Annotated in this window: 22 protein-coding genes, 3 tRNA genes and 1 other annotated feature; of the genes, 15 read left to right on the forward strand and 10 right to left on the reverse strand. The window is 50.8% G+C overall.

Annotation, left to right across the window (positions count from 1 at the left end):
• Positions 1 to 47: 47 nt before the first annotated feature.
• A complete protein-coding gene (locus DWX68_RS00875; protein ID WP_107000849.1) occupies positions 48 to 1,154 on the forward strand; it encodes a nitronate monooxygenase family protein in 1,107 nt (368 codons plus the stop codon).
• A gap of 124 nt (positions 1,155 to 1,278) precedes the next feature.
• Here DWX68_RS00875 and DWX68_RS00880 read toward each other — a convergent pair whose 3' ends face one another.
• On the reverse strand, positions 1,279 to 3,153 hold the full coding sequence (locus DWX68_RS00880) for an ABC-ATPase domain-containing protein (RefSeq protein WP_118628406.1): 1,875 nt from the start codon (positions 3,151 to 3,153) through the stop codon (positions 1,279 to 1,281).
• A gap of 277 nt (positions 3,154 to 3,430) precedes the next feature.
• On the opposite strand from DWX68_RS00880, the gene DWX68_RS00885 reads away from it, so the two are divergent.
• The 4 genes from DWX68_RS00885 (at position 3,431) to DWX68_RS00900 (ending at position 6,096) form a co-directional block, all read left to right on the forward strand.
• Entirely contained in the window at positions 3,431 to 4,072 is a 642-nt protein-coding gene (locus tag DWX68_RS00885; protein WP_118628407.1) for a nucleoside recognition domain-containing protein, read from the forward strand.
• Between the two features lie 164 nt (positions 4,073 to 4,236).
• A complete protein-coding gene (locus DWX68_RS00890) occupies positions 4,237 to 4,773 on the forward strand; it encodes a hypothetical protein (protein ID WP_022359373.1) in 537 nt (178 codons plus the stop codon).
• A 237-nt stretch (positions 4,774 to 5,010) separates the two neighbouring features.
• The gene (locus tag DWX68_RS00895) at positions 5,011 to 5,457 is read left to right on the forward strand and encodes a MarR family transcriptional regulator (RefSeq protein ID WP_022358468.1); all 447 of its coding nucleotides are present in this window, start codon (positions 5,011 to 5,013) and stop codon (positions 5,455 to 5,457) included.
• Positions 5,458 to 5,562: 105 nt separating this feature from the next.
• Complete coding sequence (locus DWX68_RS00900) at positions 5,563 to 6,096, forward strand: GerMN domain-containing protein (RefSeq protein WP_022358467.1); 534 nt, start codon at positions 5,563 to 5,565, stop codon at positions 6,094 to 6,096.
• 73 nt (positions 6,097 to 6,169) lie between these two features.
• Here DWX68_RS00900 and DWX68_RS00905 read toward each other — a convergent pair whose 3' ends face one another.
• On the reverse strand, positions 6,170 to 8,014 hold the full coding sequence (locus DWX68_RS00905; protein WP_118628408.1) for a DUF885 domain-containing protein: 1,845 nt from the start codon (positions 8,012 to 8,014) through the stop codon (positions 6,170 to 6,172).
• A 222-nt stretch (positions 8,015 to 8,236) separates the two neighbouring features.
• Between DWX68_RS00905 and metG the strand changes: the two genes are divergently transcribed.
• From metG to rsmA, 3 genes are read left to right on the forward strand one after another with little or no spacing between them, the layout of a single operon-like run.
• Positions 8,237 to 10,228, forward strand: coding sequence for a methionine--tRNA ligase (metG, locus tag DWX68_RS00910; protein WP_118468863.1), 1,992 nt, complete (start codon positions 8,237 to 8,239; stop codon positions 10,226 to 10,228).
• A 21-nt stretch (positions 10,229 to 10,249) separates the two neighbouring features.
• Positions 10,250 to 11,017: a TatD family hydrolase gene (locus tag DWX68_RS00915; protein WP_107000843.1), complete on the forward strand. Its 768-nt coding sequence runs from the start codon at positions 10,250 to 10,252 to the stop codon at positions 11,015 to 11,017.
• A 38-nt stretch (positions 11,018 to 11,055) separates the two neighbouring features.
• Positions 11,056 to 11,913 (forward strand): 16S rRNA (adenine(1518)-N(6)/adenine(1519)-N(6))-dimethyltransferase RsmA, encoded by an 858-nt coding sequence (rsmA, locus tag DWX68_RS00920; protein ID WP_118522242.1) that lies wholly within the window; start codon positions 11,056 to 11,058, stop codon positions 11,911 to 11,913.
• A gap of 92 nt (positions 11,914 to 12,005) precedes the next feature.
• Here the strand turns inward: rsmA and DWX68_RS00925 are convergent, their stop codons facing one another.
• The 3 genes from DWX68_RS00925 to DWX68_RS00935 form a co-directional block, all read right to left on the reverse strand.
• Positions 12,006 to 12,806: an ATP-binding cassette domain-containing protein gene (locus tag DWX68_RS00925; protein ID WP_022358462.1), complete on the reverse strand. Its 801-nt coding sequence runs from the start codon at positions 12,804 to 12,806 to the stop codon at positions 12,006 to 12,008.
• Positions 12,800 to 13,720: a branched-chain amino acid ABC transporter permease gene (locus tag DWX68_RS00930; protein ID WP_022358461.1), complete on the reverse strand. Its 921-nt coding sequence runs from the start codon at positions 13,718 to 13,720 to the stop codon at positions 12,800 to 12,802. The genes DWX68_RS00925 and DWX68_RS00930 overlap by 7 nt, the downstream gene beginning before the upstream one ends.
• 167 nt (positions 13,721 to 13,887) lie before the next feature.
• Positions 13,888 to 14,934 (reverse strand): ABC transporter substrate-binding protein, encoded by a 1,047-nt coding sequence (locus DWX68_RS00935; protein ID WP_118628409.1) that lies wholly within the window; start codon positions 14,932 to 14,934, stop codon positions 13,888 to 13,890.
• Between the two features lie 189 nt (positions 14,935 to 15,123).
• Positions 15,124 to 15,374: a binding site (T-box leader), on the reverse strand.
• Positions 15,375 to 15,660: 286 nt separating this feature from the next.
• Here DWX68_RS00935 and DWX68_RS00940 point away from each other — a divergent pair.
• Both DWX68_RS00940 and DWX68_RS00945 read left to right on the forward strand, forming a co-directional pair.
• Positions 15,661 to 15,733, forward strand: a tRNA-Phe gene (locus tag DWX68_RS00940).
• 22 nt (positions 15,734 to 15,755) lie between these two features.
• Positions 15,756 to 15,826 (forward strand) — tRNA-Gly (locus DWX68_RS00945).
• A 184-nt stretch (positions 15,827 to 16,010) separates the two neighbouring features.
• On the opposite strand, the gene DWX68_RS00950 is transcribed toward DWX68_RS00945, so the two are convergent.
• The 3 genes from DWX68_RS00950 to DWX68_RS00960 form a co-directional block, all read right to left on the reverse strand.
• Complete coding sequence (locus DWX68_RS00950; protein ID WP_107000838.1) at positions 16,011 to 17,144, reverse strand: SLC13 family permease; 1,134 nt, start codon at positions 17,142 to 17,144, stop codon at positions 16,011 to 16,013.
• A 102-nt stretch (positions 17,145 to 17,246) separates the two neighbouring features.
• A tRNA-Gly gene (locus DWX68_RS00955) sits at positions 17,247 to 17,319 on the reverse strand.
• 149 nt (positions 17,320 to 17,468) lie between these two features.
• Entirely contained in the window at positions 17,469 to 18,101 is a 633-nt protein-coding gene (locus DWX68_RS00960) for a YitT family protein (protein ID WP_233430219.1), read from the reverse strand.
• Positions 18,102 to 18,240: 139 nt separating this feature from the next.
• Here DWX68_RS00960 and DWX68_RS00965 point away from each other — a divergent pair, with 139 nt between their 5' ends.
• Together DWX68_RS00965 and DWX68_RS00970 are read left to right on the forward strand one after the other, a co-directional pair.
• The gene (locus DWX68_RS00965; protein WP_118626949.1) at positions 18,241 to 19,131 is read left to right on the forward strand and encodes a DMT family transporter; all 891 of its coding nucleotides are present in this window, start codon (positions 18,241 to 18,243) and stop codon (positions 19,129 to 19,131) included.
• 137 nt (positions 19,132 to 19,268) lie between these two features.
• Complete coding sequence (locus DWX68_RS00970) at positions 19,269 to 20,078, forward strand: hypothetical protein (protein WP_118628410.1); 810 nt, start codon at positions 19,269 to 19,271, stop codon at positions 20,076 to 20,078.
• A 216-nt stretch (positions 20,079 to 20,294) separates the two neighbouring features.
• Here DWX68_RS00970 and DWX68_RS00975 read toward each other — a convergent pair whose 3' ends face one another.
• Together DWX68_RS00975 and DWX68_RS00980 are read right to left on the reverse strand one after the other, a co-directional pair.
• Positions 20,295 to 21,005, reverse strand: coding sequence for a response regulator (locus DWX68_RS00975; RefSeq protein ID WP_118469028.1), 711 nt, complete (start codon positions 21,003 to 21,005; stop codon positions 20,295 to 20,297).
• A gap of 1 nt (position 21,006) precedes the next feature.
• On the reverse strand, positions 21,007 to 22,272 hold the full coding sequence (locus DWX68_RS00980) for a DUF4118 domain-containing protein (protein ID WP_118469030.1): 1,266 nt from the start codon (positions 22,270 to 22,272) through the stop codon (positions 21,007 to 21,009).
• A 295-nt stretch (positions 22,273 to 22,567) separates the two neighbouring features.
• Between DWX68_RS00980 and DWX68_RS00985 the strand changes: the two genes are divergently transcribed.
• From DWX68_RS00985 to DWX68_RS00995, 3 genes are all read left to right on the forward strand, one after another.
• The gene (locus DWX68_RS00985) at positions 22,568 to 23,440 is read left to right on the forward strand and encodes a methionyl aminopeptidase (RefSeq protein WP_022358671.1); all 873 of its coding nucleotides are present in this window, start codon (positions 22,568 to 22,570) and stop codon (positions 23,438 to 23,440) included.
• A 424-nt stretch (positions 23,441 to 23,864) separates the two neighbouring features.
• Positions 23,865 to 24,806: an AEC family transporter gene (locus DWX68_RS00990; protein ID WP_117796527.1), complete on the forward strand. Its 942-nt coding sequence runs from the start codon at positions 23,865 to 23,867 to the stop codon at positions 24,804 to 24,806.
• 303 nt (positions 24,807 to 25,109) lie between these two features.
• Entirely contained in the window at positions 25,110 to 25,451 is a 342-nt protein-coding gene (locus DWX68_RS00995) for a hypothetical protein (protein ID WP_147354031.1), read from the forward strand.
• Positions 25,452 to 25,458: the final 7 nt, after the last annotated feature.

The raw sequence follows: 25,458 nt of genomic DNA on the forward strand, positions 1-25,458 counted from the left end.
AAGGGGGTTGCCGCGCGGCGGTCCCCTTTGTGAATATAGGAGATCGTATGAGTACAATTTTATCACAGTTAAAACCGCTGAAAATTGGTGATCTGACGGCGAAGCTTCCGATCATCCAGGGCGGTATGGGGGTTGGCATCAGCCTGTCCTCGCTGGCAGGAGCCGTGGCGGGGGCTGGCGGCATCGGCATTATTTCCACTGCCCAGATCGGTTTCCGGGAGCCGGATTTTGCCGAACATCCGCAGGAGGCGAACCTGCGCGCGATCGGTTCAGAGTTACAGAAGGCGCGCGCGATCGCGAAGGGCGGTATCGTGGGCTTTAATATCATGGTGGCGACGAAAAACTATGCGGAGTACGTTAAAACGGCGGTCAAGGCGGGCGCTGACCTGATCATATCGGGCGCAGGACTTCCTGTTTCCCTGCCGGAGTATGTGAAAGGGACGGCGACGAAGATTGCGCCGATCGTTTCCTCCGTTAAGGCGGCGACGGTCATCTGCCGGATGTGGGACCGCAAGTACCAGACCGCACCGGATCTGGTGGTCGTTGAGGGACCGCTGGCGGGCGGACATCTGGGATTTGACCGTGAGAAGCTGACTGAGCTGGAGGTAGACACGCCGCACGCAGCCGAGACATTCCATCAGGCGGAATATGACGAGGAAGTGCGGGGAATTATCGCGCTGGTTAAAAAATACGCGCAGAAATATGGCAAATCGATTCCGGTTGTGACGGCTGGCGGCATCTACGACCATGCGGATGTGATGCACCAGATGGAGCTTGGCGCGGACGGCGTGCAGGTGGCAACCCGTTTTGTGACAACCGAGGAATGCGATGCACCGATGGCATATAAGCAGGCATATCTGGATGCGAAGGAAGAGGACATCGTGATTGTCAAAAGTCCGGTCGGCATGCCGGGACGTGCGATCAAGAATGCGTTCTTAAAAGAACTGGAAAAAGGAAGACAGGCAGTGACACACTGTTACCAGTGTCTGGAACACTGTGATCCGGCGAAGATCCCATACTGCATCACGCAGGCACTCGTCAATGCCGCCCGCGGTGATGAAGATCATGCTCTGATTTTCTGCGGCGGAAACGCGTGGAGAGCAGAGAAGATAGAGACGGTTGAGGGCGTGATGCGGGCGCTGTGCGAAGGGTAGGATAGATTTTGGCAGGGTTCAGGGATGAGCCAAGATGAAATTTGCAAATAGTTCAGTGTAAAATGCAAAAATATAAAAAGAGGGCTTGTAAAATGCAGCCCTCTTTTTATATTTATCTTAAAAATCATCCCCTAAAACGATTTAAACAAGCATAAATCTCCTGCACGCGCGGCATTGCCAGTCCCATGGCGGCATATGAAGCATCGCTGAACACAGAGAGCCCGTCTGCTTCATAGGCTTTTAAGAGTGTGGCAACCGTTTCCTGTACGGTGCAGCGCTCCAGAAGCCCTTTTTCCAGGCAGTAGCGCACCATCTGGGCGAGTGCGGCGGTCTGCTCGCTGTCGGCAAGCTGTTCGACGAAGCGCAGATCGACCGGCTCTTTGGCAACCTGGAAAGAGTGTTTGTCGTGGACACGGACTTTGATACGCGTGTTCCGGTCCGAATTTCGGTCAGCTTCGCGGCGTCCTCCGCGACCGCGTTCAAAGCGTCCTGCATCGGAGGCGCTGCCGCCGCGATTGCCAAACCGTCCCAAACGACCGCTGTTTTCGCCCTCTTCCTGAGATTCACCGCCTGCTTCTGCGCGGCTGTCGCCAAAATTCAGCGCCATCGCGCCCACAGCCCGTCCTGTTCCGTCAGCCGCCAGCTTCCGTCCAGCCGTCGGGAGCTTGAACCCAGGCGCCTGGATGGCGGGTTTGGAAGCCTCCTGTTCGCAGGTATTTTTTACCATCTCCGTGATATCAAACGGGCGGTATGCATCCATCTGGATAATAGTGTCTGCGATGAAGAAGTAGGCGCCGGAGCTTCCAGCTACGAGGACGGTGGAGATGCCTGCCTGCTTGTAGAGATCGCGGGCGCGTTCGATGAACGGGGTGATCGGCTCTTTATCGCGGCTGACGATGCGCTGCATCAGGTCGTCCCGCAGCATGAAGTTGGTAGCGGAGGTGTCCTCGTCGATCAGGAAAGCGCGGGTTCCCGCTTCAATGCTTTCGATCACGGCTGCCGCCTGGGAGGTACTGCCGCTGGCATCGGCGGTGGAAAAGCAGGTGGTGTCTTTTTTGTTCGGCAGATCCCGGATAAAGAGGGAAATATCAACGTGGTTGATGCTGCGTCCATCCTCGGCGCGCAGCTTGACTGCGGTTTCATCGGTGATGACATATTCACGTCCATCCCCCGGAATGTGGTTGTAGACGCCGGATTCCAGCGCTTTTAGCAGTGTGGATTTGCCGTGGTAGCCGCCGCCCACGATCAGGGTGATGCCGCGGTGGATTGCCATGCCGGAGATCGGACCGTGTCCCGGAAGATTCAGAGTGATTCTTAAGGAATCCGGGGAATGGAACGCAACACTGCCCTTCATCGGACGGTCGGAGACGCCGGTTTCACGCGGCAGGATTGAGCCGTCTGCGACGAAGGAGACGAGATCTAAGCGTTTCAGCTCATTGCGGATAAATTGCTGGTCGTCTGCCAGCGTGATGCGTTTTTTGATTTCGGCGTTGTTCTGGCGGCGGTAGAAAAAGACGTTTTCGACACAGCCTGGAAGAAAATCAAAGAAAATCCGGATCAGTTCACCGGAGTTGATGGTGCGCCCGAATGCCGGGAAACCAACCTCGAAACGGGCTGTAATCTCATTTCTTCCGATCTCGCAGGCGGTCCGGGAGAGGACCTCCTGACCGGGGCGGCTGGTGGCGATCAGACCACTTTTTCCAGAACCTTTTGCCTTGAAAGAAAGACGACCGATTTCACGGGAAAAACAGCGGAGCAGGTAATCTTCAAGCGCTGTTTTTTTCCACGGCGTATCAAAGAGTTCTGCCGGAAATCCGGCTTTCGCGTGGCGGACCTGGACACTGACCTTGGAAGGGGACGCAAACGGGTCACCCTGTACATGGTCGATGGATAAAATATACGTATTAAAATCATAAGCGCCGCGCACGTCCTTGTAAGCCGGATAGCTTTTGTGATCGATGGAGGTGAGGAGACGCTTTAAATCTGCGGATTGTTTCATTCTGAATACCTCGTTTTCATAATATTAAATCATATTTCAATGTCTTCACGGTTTTTGGCAGGAGAATCCATATAAAATGGCCTTTTTCAAAGAATATCTGTCATGTGAAGCAGATGATAGTTCTTATTTTAAAGATCCAAATTCTGAAATGCAAGCGGAATGGACGAAAAGAAACGATATAATTGTATCTATTTATGATGTATGTTTGGCGTCTTTTTATACTTGTCTGAGTATAAAATGTTCTGAGCGTACCATATGACAGCAGGGAGGTAGATGCATGTTAAATGCACTCTGGGCGTTTATGATGCTTACGGGGCTTGGCTGGGCGGCGGTGCATGGGACGCTGGGGGCGGTGACGGAGGGAATGCTTGCAGCGGCGGGGGATGCAGTCTCGCTGGGAATCACGATGCTGGGGGTGATGGCGTTCTGGACGGGAATTTTGGAGATCGGACGGCGGGCGGGGCTGATTGAGCAGTTGTCGGCGGGGATGCGGCCGGTGCTTCATTTCCTCTTTCCACGCATTCCAGCGGGTCATCCGGCGCTTTCTTCGATGGCCGCCAATATGATTGCCAATATGCTGGGGCTTGGCTGGGCGGCGACCCCGGCGGGGCTTACGGCGATGAAGGAGCTGGAAGAACTGGAGGAGGAACGGAGAGCGGCGGGGGATCCGGCGGTGGTCACACAGGGAACGGCGAGCGATGAAATGTGTACGTTTCTGGTCGTAAATATTTCATCGCTGCAGCTCATTCCTATCAATATGATTGCCTACCGGAGCCAGTACGGATCGGCGCACCCGCTGGCAGTGGCCGGTCCGGCGTTCCTGGCGACCTGTGTCAGTACTCTGGCAGGAGTGGCGGTGTGCCGCGTGATGTGCAGGAGAAAGCAATATAAATCAATAAAAAAGGATGGCTGGAAATAGAAAACGCAATTTGGCGTCATGTAGGGGGAAAATTTCACACAAAAAACAAATTTATCCCCTATAATGCCCTTGTTAAAATAAGGGGCTCTGGAAACAGATCCGTTATCATAGAACGCGGATTCAAACCATACATATAAAACAAGTATAGACACGGGAGCCGTCAAATGCGCTGCATCAATTACCTCTCTGAATACCTGGTTCCGGTTGTTTTGTTTTATATCGTTGGGTTTGCGGTGCTTCAGAAACGCCCGGTTTTTGATGATTTTATCGAAGGGGCGCTTGCGGGGCTTAAAACGGTGGCTGGAATCCTGCCGACGCTGGTGGGACTGATGGCGGCGGTCGGCGTGCTTCGGACCTCCGGTTTTCTCGATTTCCTCTCCGGGGTGCTGGCGGGACCGGCGGCATTTCTGCATATACCGGCACAGGTGGTTCCACTGCTTCTGGTGCGTCTGGTGTCCAGTTCGGCGGCGACGGGGCTGCTCTTAGATATTTTTAAAACGTATGGACCCGATTCGCGGCTCGGCATGATGGTGTCGGTTCTTGAGAGCTGCACGGAGACGGTTTTTTATACGATGAGTGTCTACTATCTGACCGTGCGGATCTCAAAGACGCGATGGACGCTTGCGGGGGCGCTGATTGCAACGTTCGCGGGGCTTGTGGCGAGTATCTTATGTAGTGCTATGGTAACTGTTCACGGGTAGGAATTTTCTGAACTGAAAATTCCATACGATACAGTTCTGGCTGCAGATTTTGCCGGTTTGGAATGCGAAGCATCGGCAAATTCCGTTACTGGGCACGTGTGCGTGAACAGTAACAAGTGCCATGTTATAAGAGAAGATGTAAGAAATTTGCTAGTTGTCTTGCCGCACAGAATATTGTATAATCGGTAGGGTAAATTGCCGTTTTGCGCGCTGAAACCAAGGATGAGAGGGAAAACTGTGGGAAATTATGAGACGCTGAATGAGCTTCTGGTGACGCTGTTCCGCGATGTGATGGACATAGAACAGAAGGTAATCATTACGCCGGAGTTTAAAGACATCACGAATAACGATATGCATGTGATCGAAGCGATCGGGATTGGTGAACCGAAAAATATGTCATCGATTGCCAGAGAACTGTCCGTTACGGTGGGAACGCTCACGATTGCCATGAACAGCCTGGTCAAAAAGGGCTATGTGGAACGAAGCCGGGGACTCGAGGATCGGCGGGTCGTATATATTTCTCTTTCAGAGCGGGGCAGAAAAGCGTATGGGCATCACGCCCGGTTCCATCGGGAGATGATCGAGAGCCTGACAAGCGATCTGTCGGAAGATGAGATGCAGACGTTGGTAAAGGCGCTGATGAAGCTGAATCAGTGGTTTAGGAGTAAGGATGGGCAGCGGTAAAAAGAATGGATGTAGTCTGCACTGGATGGAAACAGGTGTGAAAGACAAAAACGGTTGCGAAAACCGTGAAGCAACTGCTGCGAGGAGAATACAAGGAGGTACATTATGAAGAAATTTATGGTAATGGCAGCTGGTCTTATGATGGCAGCTGTTCTGGGCGCATGTGCGCCGACGGCAAGGAATACAGGAGAAACCAGCGAACATGGAACTGCCCCGGCAGGTGCGGCGCAGCAGGAGACTGTAGACGGCGTGGCTGAGAAAGAAAGCATGGTGGTAACGGATGCAGATCCGACGGTAACGGTTTGCGTATATTCTGTAAAATCTGATAAGAGCGGCTTAAAACAGAATATGGATGGCATTGACGGCGATGAGCTGGATGCACAGGAACTGCTTGATAAGATGGCAGAGGTGGGCGTCATTGAAGAGGGAATCACCGTGGATAAATTTGAGCAGAAGGACGGCGCCCTGACGCTGGATCTCTCCTCCTTAAAGGAGTCCTCTGACAAGCTGGTTGTCATGGCCATTGCCAATACATTTATCCAGAACTACGAGGCAAAGACGCTGGAGTTGAGCGTAGCAGGCGAGAAGATCGGCGACGGTCCGATGAGCTTTGAGAAGAATTACAAGAAAGTAAACTAAAGCATGAAAATGCGAAAAGAGCGGGATCCCTGAAGTCTGCGGATGCATACAGGGAGATACCGCTCTTTTTCTCTTATACGTGTAATTTCTCCGTCATCAGCCATGTTTGAAAATACGGTTTGATGACCCGGAAGGAAGCGCCGTCCATGTTCAGGATGAACTGGTGGAAGCTCTTGGCGTTGAATTTGTTTCCAAGTACCTCCTCGGCTTCCTGGCGCATGGTCAGGATTTCCAGATAGCCGGTATAGTATTTCAGGTAATTGCCCGGATTATCAATGATTGCCAGGTATATCTCGCGCGCGGATTCCGGATCCGTAAATCCGTAGGAATTTTCCAGATAACTGGTGGTTGTGGCGAGATCCCAGCCATCATAGTGGATGCAGATGTCGAGAAGCGCGTACAGCCCGTAGCTGCTGGCTTCGCTGCAGCGCATCAGCGGTTTGACCGCTTCCGGCAGTCCGTTGTCGAAGGAGTAGGCGTACAGTTCGCTGTAGAGTCCCCAGCCTTCGTTGTAGCCGCCGCAGGCAAGAAGCCGCCGTACCGGAACCGGCTCCCGGCCATTGAAATAAGCCGATTGGTAGAGATGCCCCGGATAGCCCTCGTGCGCCAGCATGGTGTAGAGGTTCTGCTCAGTGCTTGCTTTTTCGTTGATGTAAATGGTGTTGGAACCGTCGGAATCGATCGGCGGTACGAGGAAAAACGCCGGGGATAGGGAAGATTCCAGCGCTTCCGGGACGTATTTGAGCGTGTAGGAGGTATCTGTAAGCGCCGGGAAATCATCCTGAATCTGCACCTGTAAATTCTGAAGGATCTCATCCGGATCGGAGAGTGTGATGGCAGAGTCGGTCATCTGCCGGACGAGTTCCGGATGTTCCTTTAAGCGGACGCGGATTTCGGATAAATCTGCCTGCATCTGCTTCTCAATCCGCGTTTTGAGCGCATCGACCGAAGAATCTGTGCCGGTCAGCGCCGCCGCAAGATAGGCATAATACTCCCTACCGTGTTCGTAGGTGCTAAGTCCTCCTGCCTCCGGATGGGAGCCCTTGAGCGATTCCAGTGCTTTAGAGAGGTTTGTATATGCCGGGATAAAGTGTTCCTTTAAAATGGTCAGATGTTTTGCTTTGTAGGACGCCTTTTCTGCATCGCTTAAGCCCTCAACCGCATTTAAGCGGGAGGCAAATGTTTCCGTCAGCAGGCTGTTTTCCGGGCGGATGAGGTAGCTTTTACAGGATTTTAAAATCCGGTCGATGGTGTCGTCGGACGGTGCGAGACCGGCGTCTGCCTGCGCCTGTTCATACGCTGCGAGCTGCTTGTAATATGTGTCGATCTGCGAAAGCAGTGCCAGGTAATGGTCGATGTCGGCACGGTTGTAAAATGTGTATTCGGCTAATAAGGTCGGAAGTTCCGCCTGCGTGCCGATCAGGGCGCTTAACGGCTGATTGTAGAGTTCCAGTCCCTTCGAGCCGGCTTCCGTCTCCAGTGTGTCCTTCATCATCCGGTAGGTGAAGAGCTGGTCGGAGGTCAAGAGAGAGGTATCGAAGGAAGAAAGTTCCTCAAGAACGGCCGCGTTTTCCTCGGAATCTTTTTGAAGCTGTTCCAGGGAATATTCTGGAAATTTCATCTCCGGTTCGGTGATACCGTAATTTTCCGGATTCCGGACAAGAAAATGAAGGGAGAGCGGATCGTCCTGCACGCTTTCTTGAAACTGGTGTGCCAGAAACGCATCAAAACGCGCCTGTTCGCTGGCAGCATCGGACGATGCATTGGAAGGAGAACCAGTCTGCCCGGAAGCGGCGTAGGATTCGGCGGGGGTTCCTGAGCCGGAAGAACCAGCGCATCCGGAGAGCGCCAGGGCAGCAGCTGCAGCGATCGCGAGCGCTGTGCGCGGCAGGGGCGGGAAGGAAAAGCGTTTCTGCATAATATAATACCTCCAAAACAAATATATATGTCTGCAAGTATACCATACTTGACAAAGGGATGCAAAACAGATAGACTTAATCTATATATTTATATATGAAGAAAAGGCAGAGAAAAGAAGGTGGCTTGCCTTTAATCGCAGATGGAAAACCATGGGCGGTTAGAGGCTTTTTTTGTGAAGAACACAATTTAAAGCGCAATTTTAATAAGGAGGGCATGATAAATGTGTCAGAACTGTAAGAAACCTTACTATATAACAACTGCGATTGCCTATACATCGGGCAAACCGCATATCGGAAATACCTATGAGATCGTGCTGGCGGACAGCATTGCGCGCTACAAGAGAGCGCAGGGCTACGATGTGCGTTTCCAGACGGGCACCGATGAGCATGGTCAGAAGATCGAGTTAAAGGCAGATGAGGCTGGCATCACGCCGAAGCAGTTTGTCGATAACGTGGCGGGTGAGATCAAGACGATCTGGGATCTGATGAATACATCCTACGACAAATTTATCCGCACCACCGACGAGGATCATGAGGCGCAGGTAAAGAAGATTTTCAAGAAGCTCTATGATCAGGGCGATATTTACAAGAGCTGCTACGAGGGACTTTACTGTACCCCGTGCGAGTCTTTCTGGACCCAGTCTCAGGTCGTAGACGGCAAATGCCCGGACTGCGGACGCCCGGTACAGCCGGCGAAGGAAGAGGCATATTTCTTCCGTATGAGCAAATATGCGCAGAGACTTATCGATTATATCAATGAGCACCCGGAGTTCATCCAGCCGGTTTCCCGTAAAAATGAGATGATGAACAACTTCCTGCTTCCGGGCCTGCAGGATCTGTGTGTTTCCCGTACTTCCTTTAAATGGGGGATTCCGGTTGATTTCGACCCGAAGCACGTTGTATATGTATGGCTGGATGCACTGACCAACTATATCACCGGTCTTGGATATGACTGCGACGGCGAGAGCGGCGAGCTGTTCAAGAAATACTGGCCGGCAGACCTGCATCTGATTGGTAAGGATATTATCCGTTTCCATACCATTTACTGGCCGATCTTTTTGATGGCACTCGACCTGCCGCTTCCAAAGCAGGTATTTGGTCATCCGTGGCTGTTACAGGGCGACGGCAAGATGAGTAAATCCAAGGGAAATGTGATTTACGCCGATACACTGGTTGATTTCTTTGGCGTGGATGCAGTCCGCTACTTCGTTCTGCATGAGATGCCGTTTGAGAACGACGGCGTTATTACCTGGGAGCTGATGGTAGAGAGACTGAACTCGGATCTGGCAAATATCCTTGGCAACCTCGTAAAGAGAACGGTATCGATGACGAACCAGTACTTTGGCGGCGTGGTAGCCGACAAGGGCGTGACGGAGCCGGTGGACGAGGATCTGAAGAAGGTAGTGCTGGAAGCAGTCCGCAAGGTCGATGAGAAGATGGATAAGCTGCGCGTTGCCGATGCGATCACCGAGATCTTCAATATTTTCCGCCGTAGCAACAAATACATTGACGAGACAACCCCGTGGATTCTGGCAAAGGAAGAGGACAAGCAGGATCGTCTTGCGACTGTTCTCTACAACCTGGTTGAGTCTATCACGATCGGTGCGTCCCTGCTTGAATCCTTCATGCCGGAGACCTCGGAGAAGATCTTAAAAGAATTAAATACCGTAAAACGTGAACTGCCACAGATGGATGAATTTGGCCGTTATCCGTCCGGAAATAAGGTGACTGAGGAGCCGGAGGTTCTCTTTGCCCGCCTGAAACTCGACGATGTGATGAAGAAAGTCAAAGTTATCCAGGAAGAGCAGAAGAAGGCAGTTGCTGCAAAGGCAGAGCCGGAGAAGGAAGAGGACGAGAAAGCCGAGGGCATCGATATCGAGCCGAAAGCAGAGATTACCTACGATGATTTTGCAAAACTGCAGTTCCAGGTTGGCGTGATCCTCTCCTGCGAGGCAGTTCCGAAGTCCAAGAAGCTTCTCTGCTCCCAGGTTCAGGTCGGAAGCAAAGTGCGCCAGATCATCAGCGGCATCAAGCATTCCTACTCCCCGGAGGAGATGGTCGGCAAGAGAGTCATGGTTGTGACCAACTTAAAACCGGCGAAATTGGCAGGTCTGCTCTCCGAGGGCATGATTTTGTGTGCCGAGGATGCAGACGGAAAGCTGTCCCTGATGACAACGGAGAAAGAGATGCCGGCGGGTGCGGAGATCTGCTAAGAAAAAAAGGATATAACTTATATGATATTTGATACACACGCTCATTACGATGATGAGGCGTTTGACGGGGACCGGGAAGAACTGCTTTCCGGTCTGGCAGCAGGCGGGATCGGCACGGTCGTCAATGTCGGCGCGGATATGGAAAGCACGAAGACGACGATTGCCCTGACGGAAAAATATCCGTTTATCTATGGGGCAGCAGGTGTCCATCCGAGCAGCACGGCGGAGCTTGACGAGGAAAAATTTGCCGAACTCCGTGTGCTGGCACAGTCCGGGAAGATCGTGGCGATCGGTGAGATCGGTCTCGACTATTACTGGGAAGAGCCGGATCATGAGACCCAGAAGAAATGGTTCCACCGCCAGTTAAATCTGGCGCGGGAATTAAAACTTCCAGTCATCATCCACAGCCGCGACGCGGCGAAGGATACGCTCGATATCATGAAGGAAGAGCACTCCGGGGAGATAGGCGGTGTGATTCATTGCTTCTCCTATGGAAAAGAGATGGCGGCAGAGTATTTAAAGATGGGCTTTTACTTAGGCATCGGCGGCGTACTGACCTTCAAGAACGCGAAAAAGCTTCTGGAAGTAGCCGAGATGGCGCCGCTCGACCGTCTGGTACTCGAAACCGACTGCCCCTACCTCGCTCCGGTTCCCAACCGCGGCAAACGCAACTCCTCACTGAACCTGCCATATGTGGCGGAAAAGCTGGCAGAAATCAAGAAATGTACACCGGAAGAGATCGTCCGTGCGACTGAAGAGAATGCGCGGAGGCTGTACCGGTTACCGTAAAAAGGGGTGTCCCGGACACCCGGGAAAGGATTTTCGGAATGGATCTTGGAAACCCGAAGAATACAATCGAAGTAATACAGAAATACAATTTTGCTTTCCAGAAAAAATTCGGTCAGAATTTTCTGATTGATACGCACGTGCTGGACAAGATTATCTCAGCGGCGGGCATGACCAAGGAGGACACCGTCCTGGAAGTCGGTCCTGGCATCGGTACGATGACACAGCGCCTTTCACAGGCGGCAGGACAGGTCATCGCCGTGGAGATCGACACAAATCTGATTCCGATCTTAAAAGATACGCTTCAGGACTGCGAAAATGTAACTGTTATCAATGAAGATATTTTAAAGATTGACATAAAAAAAATGGCGGAAGAAAAAGGCGGCGGACGTCCGGTTAAGGTCGTGGCGAACCTGCCGTACTATATCACGACCCCGATCATCATGGGGCTGTTTGAGAGCGGCGCGCCGATCGACAACATTACGGTTATGGTGCAGAAAGAGGTCGCAGACCGGATGCAGGTAGGTCCGGGCTCGAAGGATTACGGCGCCCTGTCGCTGGCGGTTCAGTATTATGCCGAGCCGTACATCGTGGCAAATGTGCCGCCGAACTGCTTCATTCCGCGTCCGAATGTCGGCTCAGCGGTCATCCGCCTGACCCGCCATGCGAAGCCGCCGGTGGAGGTAAAGGATAAAGATTTAATGTTCCGCCTCATCCGCGCGTCCTTCAACCAGCGCCGGAAAACCCTGCAGAACGGGCTTTCCAACGCGCAGGATCTCTCCTTTAGCAAGGAAGAGATCGCAGCCGCAATCGAGTCGCTGGGACTTTCCCCGTCCGTGCGCGGCGAGACGCTGACGCTGGCGCAGTTTGCAGCGCTTTCGGATGTGCTTGGGAAATAGAAATTGGATAAGAGAAATATAAAAAAGTCCCATCCTTATGCAGATTCAAATCTGAAAGGATGGGACTTTTTGAATTTTTTGCTTTTTTAAAATTATTCCGACAATAAAATCCGGTCATTATCCAGCGCGTGGCCTGCGCCGGTCTTGAAGCGGGCGATCAGATCCTCGACAGTCATGGAAGCGCGCTCTGCGCCGCCGACGTCGAGCACGATATTTCCGTTTGCCATCATGAGCGTGCGGTTTCCGAGCTCCAGAGCCTGGTTCATATTGTGGGTGATCATCAGGCAGGTGATTTTCTCCTCAGCAACGATATTTTTCGTCAGCTCCAGTACTTTTTCAGCTGTTCCCGGATCGAGGGCGGCAGTGTGCTCATCGAGCAGCAGAAGCTTCGGCGTGATGAGGGTTGCCATGAGCAGGGTGAGCGCCTGGCGCTGACCGCCGGAGAGAAGTCCGACCGGCTGGGTCATCCGGTCTTCAAGCCCCATATTTAAGAGGGAGAGGCGTTCGCGGAACGCATCCTTATCTTTCTTGGAAATGCGGGAAAATGGCGATTTCCCCTTTGCGGTCCGCAGATAGGCGAGGGCAAGATTTTCTTCGATCGTCATGCCCGGCGCCGTTCCCTTTAACGGGTCCTGGAAGAGGCGGCCGACCATCAGGCTGCGCTTGTGCTCCGGCATATAGGTGATGTCCTCGCCGTCCAGCTCGATAAAGCCGTCATCGACGTAGAAGCTGCCGGCAATCGCATTGAACAGGGTCGATTTTCCGGCGCCGTTGGAACCGATGATTGTCACGAAATCGCCGTGATCCAGATGCAGGGACAGCCCGGAGAGCGCCTGTTTGGCGTTGACAGTTCCCGGATTAAAGGTTTTTGATATCGACTGAATATTTAACATGCTCCGTGTCCTCCCTTCCGGCGTGCCGCTGCATTTTTACGTGTCTGGAATGCCGCCCATTTCCGGATCGTCGGAAATGCGATTGCCAGCGCTACGATCACAGCGGTGACCAGTTTCAGCCCCTGTACAGGCATGATTTTTGTATACAGGACGATAGCGTAGATAAAACGGTAAATAATCGAACCGATGACGGTGGCGATGACACCTCTTGCCACGCCGCGGCGTCCGAGGACGGTTTCACCGATGATCAGGCAGGCAAGACCGATCACGACGATACCCGTGCCGCCGTTGATGTCGGCGGTATTCTGGTACTGACCGACCATTGCGCCGGAGAGTGCGGTCAGCGCATTGGCGATGCATAAGCCGACCGTAATGGTAAATGTCGGGTTGATCGAGGAGGCGCGCACCATGTCAATGTTGTTGCCGGTTGCCCGGATGGAGAGTCCCAGACGGGTACCGAGAAAATAGACGAGCAGTGCGCCCGCAAGCACAGTTACGCAGATTGCCAGAAGTGCTTCATACCAGTCACCCCCGATACCGGTTTTCTGAAGCAGGGAAAAGATGGTCTCTGTCTTTAAAAGACTCACGTTGGCACTCCAGCCCATTACCATCAGATTGATGGTGTAGAGTCCCATATTGGTGATGATACCGGCGAGAATGGACGGCACGCCGAGACGGGTCTGCTGAAATGCGGTGACAAATCCGGCGCAGATGCCTGCAAGCATGGCAGCCGGAACCGCGAGGAATGGATGCCCTGCCGCAGCCATTGTGACGGATACCGCTGTGCCGAGGACGAAACAGCCGTCCGTCGTCATATCCGCGATGTCCAGTATGCGGAAACTCAAGAACAGCGCCATCGGCACCAGCGCATACAGAAATCCCAGTTCCAGAGCGGTTTGTAAAATATGAAGCATGGGAAATTACCTCCGTAGAATGATTTGTACTCCCAGAGCGTTCATAAGGCAGATGCGCCAGCCGCGTGGTAAGCGGGGGATGCGGCTGGCGTCTGGTCTGTCTTACGGTTCTGAGAGTACATGAAAGTCAGTCAAATGAAAATCAAAGTGCCGCCGGATGAGGGGTATTAGTCCTCGGTGGTCGTAACCTCTACAACATCGCCAAAATCTTTGAATACAGCTGTGTCGATATTCAGGGCTTTGGCAGTCTCGGTATTTACGGTTACGATGCCGCCTTCTGCGGTGTAGTAGTCTTCCATGCTGTCCATGCCTTCGGTGATTGCCTGATAAGCAAGGTCAGCGGTCTGTGTACCAAGAGCCGTGTAGTTGACGCCGCAGGTGGCAAATGCACCATTGCGGACGAAGGAATCAGCGCCGGCATAGTGCGGGATGCCTGCATCGGCCAGATCCTTGAAGATAGCCAGCTCAGCTGCCATGATGACATTGTCGGTAGGAGTGAAGACAGCGTCTACTTTGTCAGCAACCAGGGAGGAGGCAGCGGTAATTACTTCGTCGTTGGTATTTGCAGTCTGCTCGGTGTAGGAGATACCTTTTTCATCTAAGTATGCCTTTGCATCCGCGATCGGTTTAGTTGAGTTTGCCTCGGATAAGGAATATAAAAGCCCCACATTTTTAACATCTGGGTTTGCGGCAAAAATCATATCCATGATTTTCTCAGTGTTCAGCGCATCGCTGGTACCGGTTACATAGTCGATGCCGGTCAGCTCAGCGGCTTCCGGATCGGAAACAGCGGCGTAGACAACCGGTGTCTGGGTCTGCTGTGCGGATACGGTCGCTACCTGTGCAGCCAGGGTTGCAATCGGGATGATGGCGTCAACACTGTCAGCAACCGCCTGATCACCAATCTGCTTTAAGGTTGTCTGGTCATTCTGGCCGGAGTACAGTTCGTAGTGAATGGTTACATTGTTATCCTCGGCGATTTTATCTAACTCTGCCTCGACTGCATTTGCAATCTCATCGAGGGAAGCGTGGTCGAGCTGTTTGACAATCGCTACATTATAAATTTCTTTGTCCGCGGAAGCTTCCTGAGAGGTTTCGGCGGTGGTGTCTGCTTCGGAAGCGTTGCTGGATGTGCTGGAAGAGCATCCTGCGGTTGTCAGTGTCAGGGCTGCGGTGCATCCAAGTGCAAATAATTTTTTCAGATTCTTTTTCATAGTCATTTTCTCCATTCTTTATTCTTATTTTGATATTTGTTTTGGATGGCAGATGTATCAGTCTGCCTTGCCGGAGCAGAGTAAAGAATGTGTCTGGAAAGAAGATTCTCTTTGGTTTGGCGCCGCGCGCCGTGATGAAAGATTTTACTGAGAATGTTTCCAGAAACTAAAAAACGCCTCTGTCCCCATACATGGGACAAAAGCGTAAACTTCTGCGATACCACCCAAATTGACATTTGTGAAAATGTCCACTCGCTTACACGTACCATCATACGTGCCCCGATGGATAACGGGTGGGGTCCCGTCAGCCCCTACTGAAACAATCGTTCAAGGCTGCCCTCGGAAGTCCATTCACTGACGGTAAGGCGTTCCGTTTCCACCATCCGGAACTCTCTGTGGCGATACATAGGTCAGATACTCCTCTTCCTCATCGGTTTATCTGTGTTCTTCGTTACATGCATTATAAACACACCCAAAAGGATTTGTCAACCATCAAAATCAAAAAGATGCAGGAAAATGAAAAAGAGTCGGTTTTTCCATTGTTTACGGAAAATTTGGAGATGAAGATGTGGACGCTGGCTGTGCGGCAGGAACAGCAAGTTGAAAAAGTTTTTGAAAAAATTTAGAAAAGTAGAAAAAAATAGTTGACATTTAAAAGACTCTCTAGTATAATAACTCATGTCGCTGAACAAGAGCGAACATGAGAATCACAGGATTCCTCAGGATGCCCAGATAGCTCAGTTGGTAGAGCAGAGGACTGAAAATCCTCGTGTCACTGGTTCGATTCCGGTTCTGGGCATTACAATTTCATAATTTATCATGCGGGTGTAGTTCAATGGTAGAACACCAGCCTTCCAAGCTGGATACGTGGGTTCGATTCCCATCACCCGCTTTTTTTGTTGCCTAAAATTAAGAAAGCCCCCAGAGTTGCCGCTCTGGGGGCTTTCTTGTTTCATAGGAAATTACGTCCTATGAAACAAAAAACGCTCCGCGAGGATGTGCACTCGCGCGAAGCAGGAACATGTCGCAAGCGACCGCGCGAGACGCCCGGATGTGCCAAGGCACATTCTTTTTTATCAGATGCTATAAAAAACCAGAAAATATACCGCCATCAGGACTGCTAGAAATCCCGCATTTGCAATCGTGAACCAGCGGAAGTAGATTCCTTTTTTCTCTGGGCAGGAGCGGACGATATATTTGTAAGAAATAAGACTCGCCATGGATGCGATCAGGGTGCCGAGACCGCCGAGGTTAGTTCCGATCAGAAGGGAAACTCCTTTTTCGGTAAATCCGGACAACAGGATGGCGGCCGGAACGTTGCTGATTACCTGGCTGGCCAGAACGGAGACTATCACTTCGTGTCCCGTGATCATACTGGAAAGCAGGGAGCTTACCGCAGGAATGTGTTTCAGATTCCCGATGAAGATGAAGAATCCGATAAAAGTCAGGATGAGAGAGTAATCCACCTGACAGAAGATCTTCGGGTCTGCCAGACAGCCAATCGCCAGAATGCAGATAAACAGGATTGGAAGAGGCAGAAGACCGGCTACGGTGCAAAGGCACAGGAAAAACATTCCCAGACAGCAGAAAAGGCAGCGTTTAGGAAAGGTCTCATCGGAGGTTGTATCTCTACCGGCTGTATCTAGTGAGATAGTCTCCCTTGGTGTAAACATTGTGACGAGCAGCAGCAAAACCAATGAAAGCAGCGAAAATGGACCGATGCTCCGGATAAATGTATCAAGTGAAAGCTCAAAGTGGGAATACAGATACAGGTTCTGGGGATTCCCCACCGGAGTTGTCATGCTGCCGAGGTTGGCTGCCAGTGTTTGGCAGACGACAACCGGAACGATCCGGTCTTTGCGGTTTACCATCCGCAGTAGTTCCAGAGCGAATGGAACGAAGGTAATTAAGGCCACATCGTTGGTGATCAGCATGCTGGAAAAGAAACACAGAAGAATCAGAAGCTGTTCCAGCTGCCTGAGTGAATGGATTCGAAGCAGCAGTAATTCCCCGAGCTGTCGAAAGAAACCGATGTTTTGGAGGCCTGTGGTTGCTGTCATCAGGCCAAAGAGCAGGATCAGTGTGTGCAGATCCAGATATTTCAGGTATCCGGCGGACGGTGGTATGATAAACATGGAAAGGACAGCCAGAGCCAGGGCGATGGTTAAAACGGTATCCTTTTTGAGAAAAGAACTTACTTTTTGTATCATGGTAAAATACTCCCTTGAAAAGAAAAAGTGTAACTGTGACCAGTAACGAAAATAGCGGAAACCCTCATGAAAATGAAAAGGTTTCCGCTATAAAATAAAAAGAGCGCGAGACGGGACTCGAACCCGCGGCCTCGACCTTGGCAAGGTCGCGCTCCACCAACTGAGCCACTCGCGCATTTCTGAAGCATTGCTTCAACGAGTTATATAATATCATAGGTCGGTTGATTTGGCAAGCGTTTTTTTAAAAAAAATCAAAAAATATAGAAAATTCATTACTGTTCACGGGTAGGCACGTTTGAAACCGGGAGAACCGTATGAAAACGATCAAGTTTCCATATTTTCCACTGGATGTGTTCCCGCGGTCTGCACAAACCCGATGATCTGTCCGGACAGGAGTACCGTGAGGATGGAATATACCATGCGGTTTAACGGAATGTAGCTCAGTGAAAGCACCAGTACAGCAAAATCGGACAGGAGGTAGATCCACTGGATTTTGATGTGCGTCACGTGGGAAAGGCTCATCGCAAGCGCATCGTCCCCGCCCGGGGCACCGCCGATCCGCACGCAGAGCCCGGCACCGACGCCGACGAAGACCGCGCCGAGCAGGGATGCGGCAAGCGGCATATCGGCAAGCTGCGGCCACAGGGGCGGAAACTGCTCACAGATCCGGTAAGACAGGGAGAAGCTGGCGCTGGAAAGAATGGAGTAGGCGATGAACTGCCGCCCCAGAAGTTTCCATCCCATCGCGTAGCAGGCGAGGTTCATGATGAAGCCGGACACGGATGGGGAGATATGGAACCAGTGATCAAGCAGAAGCGTCATTCCTAAGACACCGCCCTCGGTGACACCGGAAAAGGAATGGACATGGTACAGGCCAAATGCCAGAAATGCACTTCCAAACAGTGCAATCAGGCAGGATTTTAGTTTTAAATCGAGGGAATGGAATAATTTCAGCAAAATAACAGGCTCCTTACAAATGATAGTGTTGTTAATGGTTTCTCTATTTTAGTATGGAAACAAATTTGTGTCAAGAATAGACAAAAATGTGGGATGTGCGTATACTGGAAGATAGGAAGACGGAAAGGGGAATGAAAACATGGTAGAAAATCATCCGGACACCCGGAAGCAGGAATACCGCGGAATTGCCTGCCTGGTGCTGTCTGCGTTCTGTTTTGCGCTGATGAGTATGTTTGTACATTTGGCGGGCGATCTGCCGTCGATGCAGAAGAGTTTTTTTCGCAATCTTGTGGCGGCGCTGGCAGCGGTTGTTTTGCTTTTGCGGGCGGGAGAGCCGTTTCGTATCCGCAGGGGAAATCTGCCGTATTTTCTGATGCGGTCAATTTTCGGCACGATGGGAGTGCTGTGTAACTTTTATGCGGTGGATCATCTGGTGCTGGCGGACGCATCGATTCTAAATAAAATGTCGCCGTTTTTTACAGTGCTGTTCAGCTGGCTGATCTTAAAGGAAAAAGTTATGCCAATTCAGCTTTCGCTGATCTTCGGTGCGTTTCTCGGCAGTATATTCGTGGTAAAGCCGACATTCTCCAATCTGGCACTTGTGCCGTCGCTGCTGGGCTTTTTCGGCGGCATCTGCGCGGGCGCGGCGTACACGATGGTGCGGAAACTGGGAGAGGCAGGAGAAAAGGGACCGGTGATCGTGCTGTTTTTCTCGGTATTTTCCTGTGTGGTTGTGCTGCCGTGGCTGATTTTTGACTATCATCCGATGACCTGGCAGCAGATGGGGATCCTGCTTTTGGCGGGCTGCGCGGCGGCGGGCGGACAGTTTGCGATCACGGCGGCATACCGCTATGCCCCGGCGAGCCGTATTTCCATCTACGATTATTCGCAGCTGATCTTCTCGACGATGCTCGGTTTCTTCATCTTCGGGCAGGTGCCGGACGGCTGGAGTTTCCTAGGATATGGAATTATCTGCCTGATGGCAATTTTCATGTTTGTGTATAACAATCGGAAGGAAAAGTGCCCGTAGATACGCTTTACAAGCGTTGTCAAATTATATATACTGGAGATAAAGCCGGTGTGAGTTCCATGTTTCAGAGAATAAAGTTCTGGAATAAAGTGGATTGCCGACATGGTTCGAAAAATGGTTTACAGGAGGGAATAGGAATGAAAAAATTAGCAACCGCACTTGTGAGTGTAGCAGCCATTATGACAATGTCAACAACCGCATTTGCAGCCGAAAATCCGGCGGAGGTATTTGACCGGGTGATGGAGAAGAACAATACGATTCAGTCCGCGGAGATTCAGAGCGGCGTCCATTCGGTCATACTTGCAAAGGATGTCATTCCGGACGGTCAGATGAAAGTTGATATGGCGATGCATGCAGAGATGGATATGCAGGATACCACCGATCTCAAGTACCTGGCACAGGTCGCTTCCTCGATTCTGGGACAGGACAGCTATTCACAGGTTTTTTATACGGACGGCTACTATTACGTAGATGCCAACGGTGTCAAACTGAAATACCCGATGCCATTAGAGCAGATCATATCCTCCGTCCAGACCGGAGTCAACACCAGCAATATGGAATCCAGCTATATGAAGGGCATTTCCTTAAACGAGGTCAATGGAAAACGTGTGCTGGCATATGAGGCAAATCCAAAGAAGCTAAACAAGAACGTCAAAGAAGCCCTCGGAACCGTGATGAACACACTCGGCACCGATGTCAATCTGGACATGAACATCCAGGAAATGAAAGGCGCTTACGTGCTGGATGACAACGATTACATTATCTATATGACAAACTATATCGTATACAACATGGAAGTCCTCGACCAGCCAATGACCTGCATTACTCTGATGGAGACCGAAGTCCAGAACCCGGGCGAGCCGGTCGTAGTGACCCTTCCATCCACGGATGGCTATGAAGACTTAATTGGTTTATACGATGGAGTCATTGAAAGCGAAGTAGAATAAAAAAACAGACAAAAACAAAAATAGACAATCAAAAGCCAGCGTTCCAATTATCGATTGTACGCATCCCACGCCAGCTGTCCGGCTGGGGCGGACATTTTTGTCCGATCCAGACGAACAGATGTAGCGAAAGCAAGCGAACAATGATAATTGGAGACGCAGGCGGCGCAGATTCCCGGACGCCTCTTTCCGCATCACGACAATCAATCAATCTATCTATTACTGCATCTCATCCTCAATCATCCGATATCCAATCCCGATCTCCGTAAACACATACTGCGGTTCCGCCGGATTCTGCTCCAGTTTCCTTCGAATATGTGCCATATTTACGCGCAGAATACTGTTATCATCGTCCGCATAGGGACCCCAGATATTCGAAATAATCGTATCATACGTCATGACTCTGCCGGAATTCTGTGCCAGCAGGGAGATAATCTTAAACTCGATCTGCGTCAGATGGACATCCCTTCCATCAACCGATACCAGATGTTTTTCAAAATCGATCGTCAGTCCCTTTGCATGGAATGGGCGCTTATAAAGCGGAGAAGCTGTGTTTAAGCGGTTGCTGTGGCGCAGGGCAGTCCGGATGCGCGCGAGAAGCTCGGAGGTGCCGATCGGCTTGGTCAGATAATCATCCGCGCCAAGGTCGAGCGCACGTACCTTTTCCTGTTCCTGCGTGCGGGCGGAGAGGACGATGATCGGGACGCTGGACCAGGTGCGGACCTGGCGGATGATCTCTATGCCGTCCATGTCTGGAAGCCCCAGGTCGAGGAGAATCAGATCCGGGCACTGGGACGTGATGATCGGAAGTGCTTCTTTTCCCGTGTGTGCGGTGGAAATGCGGTAATCCTGTGCGGACAGGGAGGTGGAGATGAAGTCGCAGATGTTTTTTTCATCTTCTACTAATAAAATAGAAAGTTTATGTGTCATGTTATTTGTCCTCCTTTGGAAGGGTAAAGTAAAATTCGGCACCGCGCGTGTGGTTGATTGCCTTGATTTCGCCGCCGTGGGCGAGAATGATCGTTTTACAGATGGAAAGCCCGATTCCCATGCCCTTTCGTCCATCCGGCGAAGTGCTGGTCGTCGAAGAAGAGCCGTCAAAGATGGTTGCCAGCTTCTCCGGCGGGATGCCGACGCCGTAATCGCGCACGTGGAAAATCGCATAGTCGGAAAGTGATTCCACATAGCACTCGATCGGCTCGGTGCTTTCAGCATGGACAACGGCATTTTCCAGCAGGTTGATGAGAACCTGTTCGATGAGGACGGCGTCCATCGGGACCATCAGGAATTCCTCCGGCACGCGCACATGGATATTGGCATCTGGAAGTCTCTTTTTTAAGCGGATCATCGCCTCGGAGAGAACTTCCTCGACCGGTTCTGAGGTCTTAGTTACCTTTGCCGTCTCATTGTTGATACGCGTGACGGAGAGCAGGTTTTCAACCATGTTTAAGAGCCAGTTAGAGTCCTCAAGAATATGGCGCACCAGCGCATTTTTCTCAACCTCCGGGAGGCTGCTTCCATTTTCCAGATATACGGTACTGGAACCGATGATGCTGGTAAGCGGGGTGCGGAGATCATGGGAGATTGCCCGCAGCAGGTTCGCCCGCATCTTTTCTTTTTCCGCTTCCATCAGCATCTTTTCACGTTCTGCCAGCACGCGCGCCTGTGTTTTCATGTTGCTTGTGATGGCGCTTGTAATGCTGGAAATTGAAAACATTGCCACGAAGGTAATCGGATAGCCGGCCATCGTGAAATCCAGCGCGAAATACGGATACGTGAACAGAAAATTGACGCAGACAACGCCGACAAAGGAGGAGAACAGACCGAAGCTGTATCCGTCCGTAAAACGCGCTACCAAAAAGACCGCCAGAATGTATGTTAGCGCGATGTTGGCAGTCGGATTTTTGAGCGCATGAAAAAAGCAGAACGCGATGATCGTGGCGGTACCCATGAAAAACAGGGTAAGTCCCCAGCTCTGTATGTATGTCGGAAGTGCACAGAATTTTTCAACGATCGGGCGGGTCCGGAACCAATTTTTTAAGGCGTCAATTTTGTGTGGATATGTTTCGCTGCCATTGGAAGTGCTGGTATCCGGAGAGTTGGGTTCGGCTGAACCTTGAAGGCTGCTGGCTGATTCTGTTTTCAGGAAAGTTTCATTGGAAGTTCCAGAAACAGAAGGTTTACTTGAATGTTTCATTTAAATAAAGAAAGTCTCCTTTCAAAAAATTCATATGGATGCTTCTATTATACAATGTTTCTTCTGAAAAATAGAGAGGAAGACTGTTAAAAAGTTGAAAAAATCGTGAAAATTTGGGATAAAAACAGTAACACAATTATTGAGAATCTGGCTGGATAAGGGCGATTTCATTGCATTTTCAGCGTCGGTGTGTTAAACTCCAAACAGTCTCCCGAATGAGGGAAGCAGGCTGACCCGCCTGTTAGAAAGTGACAAACGGGCTGCCGGAGTGCAGGACGAAAGGAATGAAAGTAAGATGAAAAAATTAGGAAGAAATGATCTGTGCTGGTGTGGAAGTGGAAAGAAGTACAAACATTGCCATGAGGCGTTTGACGAGAAGCTGATGGAGGCGGCGGATGCCGGACACCAGATTCCGGATCACGACATGATCAAGACCCCGGAGCAGATCGAGGGGATCCGCGAGAGCTGCAAAATCAATGTGGCAGTTCTGGATTATGTGGCTGAGCATATCAAGGCTGGCGTCACAACCGAGGAGATCGATCAGTGGGTATATAATGAGACGACCCGCATGGGCGGAATCCCGGCGCCGCTTGGCTATGAAGGATTCCCGAAGAGCGTGTGCACATCCATCAATGATCAGGTCTGCCACGGCATTCCGTCAGCGGATGTCGTATTAAAGGATGGAGATATCATCAACGTGGATGTTTCGACCATTTATCACGGCTATTATGCGGATTCTTCCCGTATGTTCTGCATCGGAAATGTCAGCCCGGAACATAAAAAACTGGTGGACGTTGTCAAAGAGTGCGTGGAATTAGGTCTGGAGCAGGTAAAACCGTGGGGCTTCATGGGCGATATGGCGGAAGCGGTCCAGAAGCATGCGGAAGAAAATGGTTATTCTGTGGTTCGAGAGATCGGCGGTCACGGCGTTGGTATCGAGTTCCATGAGGATCCGTGGGTTGGCTATATTGGTCAGAGAGGCACCGGTATGATGTTTGCACCGGGCATGATGTTCACGATCGAGCCGATGATCAACGAGGGAACCGAGGAGGTATTCGTGGATGGCGATGACGACTGGAGTGTATACACGAAGGATGGAAAAGCATCCGCCCAGTGGGAGATTCAGGTGCTGGTAACCGAGGATGGTCATGAGGTGCTTTCCTGGTAGTTTGCAGAGTACATAAAAAGAGACGGCGTCAAACCGTCTCTTTTTTGTACCCAAGGTGGGTGTTCTTCACAGCCGAAGGGGGATAAAAGACTGCGAAGAAATATCTATATAAAGGAAATTGTTGTTAGTCGAGCCAGATAACGATTGCGCGCATCTTGTAGTGTCATCTGCCTCATTGATGTTATGCCATTATAATACTGGATAATTGTGTCCATATTTTGACCAATATCTAAAATAAATCTAAACGAGTATTACATAATTCGAAACTTTTTCGGAACCGTTTATGAGGCTGGCACGCTTGAATTTTTCTTGTCGATTTCTTGGATGGGGTATATAATAAATCTGGTGATTAAAGGGGTGCGGCCTGACTGGATAGAAACCGCGTCCAGAACAAAGCAATTAAGAAGAAAGTGGCAGGAATTATATGGAAAATTTTTTATTTGCACTTAATACAGTCCTTCCGTTTCTGCTCTATATCGCATTTGGATATGGAGTCAGGATGTCGGGGCTGGCGGATGAGGATTTTATGAAGCGCCTGAATAAGGTGATCTTTCAGGCATTCTTTCCGATTCTGATGTTTAACAACCTGTATTCCATTCCGGAGGGAATGACATTAAATCTGCGCCTGGTGGCAGTCGCCATTATCAGCGTGCTGCTTTTGCAGGCGGTTCTGCTTGCTGTGGTTCCGCGTCTGGTAAAGGAAAATGAGCGGCGCGGCGTTATCATCCAGGCGATTTACCGCAGCAATTTCGTCCTGTTCGGCATTCCGCTGGCAACCAGCGTGTTCGGTGAGGAGGGAACACTGCTGGCGACGATGATGGTGGCGATCGTGATTCCGGTCTACAACATAACGGCGGTCGTGATTCTGGAATTGTTCCGGGGCGGCAAGGTCCCGGTTTCTGTTTTGATTAAGAATATCCTGAAAAATCCGATGATCCGCGGCGCGCTCCTGGGCTTTATCTTCCATATATTAGGAATTAAACTTCCGGTTTCCGTGGAAGGACCGATCAAGCAGTTTGCCAATCTGACAACGCCGCTGGCACTGTTCGTACTGGGCGGAACGCTGCATTTCAATGCGATCGGCGGCAATCTGAAATATGTGGTTCCGTCGATGACCTTCAAGATGGTGATCCTGCCGGCAGTGATTCTGGCGGTTGCGACGCTGCTCGGCTTTTCCGGTGTGGAACGTTTTGTTTACTTTGAAATGTACGCGACTCCGGTTGCGACGGCGTCCTATGCGATGGCGCAGAACATGGGCGGCGACGGCGAGCTGGCGGGACAGTTTGTCGTGTTGAGCACGGTCGCCTCGGTTGTGACGATCTTTTTGTGGGTCTATTTCCTTAATTCGATCGGGTGGCTCGCATAAAAATAAATATATAATAGGGGACTGCCAGACAGTGGTTTGTGGAAGAGCAACAATTGTCTGGCAGCTTTTTTTGTGGAAACAAACACTGTTTTTCATGAGAACCGAAATTTTTTTTCATAAATTAAGATGTATGTATAATCTTTTCAAAATTAAAACATTTAATAGACAAAACTGATTGAAAAAGTTATAATAGTATACAAATGCGAGAAAACTTATTTATTTTCCATGTGCTTTTGATGCTTCGAATCAGCGAATTGTATGGAATGGGAGGATGTGAAACATAATAAGGATATTGCATTATTGTTGAAAAAAATTAGGGGAAAAGGTGGTGGTTCAATGATCAAGGAGACGATCCAGGCGGTCGAGGACGCAGAGGCGAAGGCATCGGAACTGGTCGCGCAGGCTTCGGAGGATGCACGCCGCGTTAAGGCGGAGGCGGAGGCAGAAGCGGATCGAATGCTCGCAGATGCACAGAAAAGGGGGAAAGAAGCAGCTGTGAAGCAGGAAGAAGAACTGACTCTCAGAGGGAAGGAGTACGTAAAACAGGCACTGGCAGAAGCTGAGGCGGAGTGTCAGACGCTCAGAGAGACGGCGGACAGACGGAAACCGGAGGTGGTTGACCGGCTCATAGCGGAACTGGTCTAGTGAATGG

Origin of the sequence: Clostridium sp. AF20-7 (assembly GCF_003479275.1) — a bacterium.
Classification (GTDB): Bacteria; Bacillota; Clostridia; order Lachnospirales; family Lachnospiraceae; genus Otoolea; species Otoolea fessa.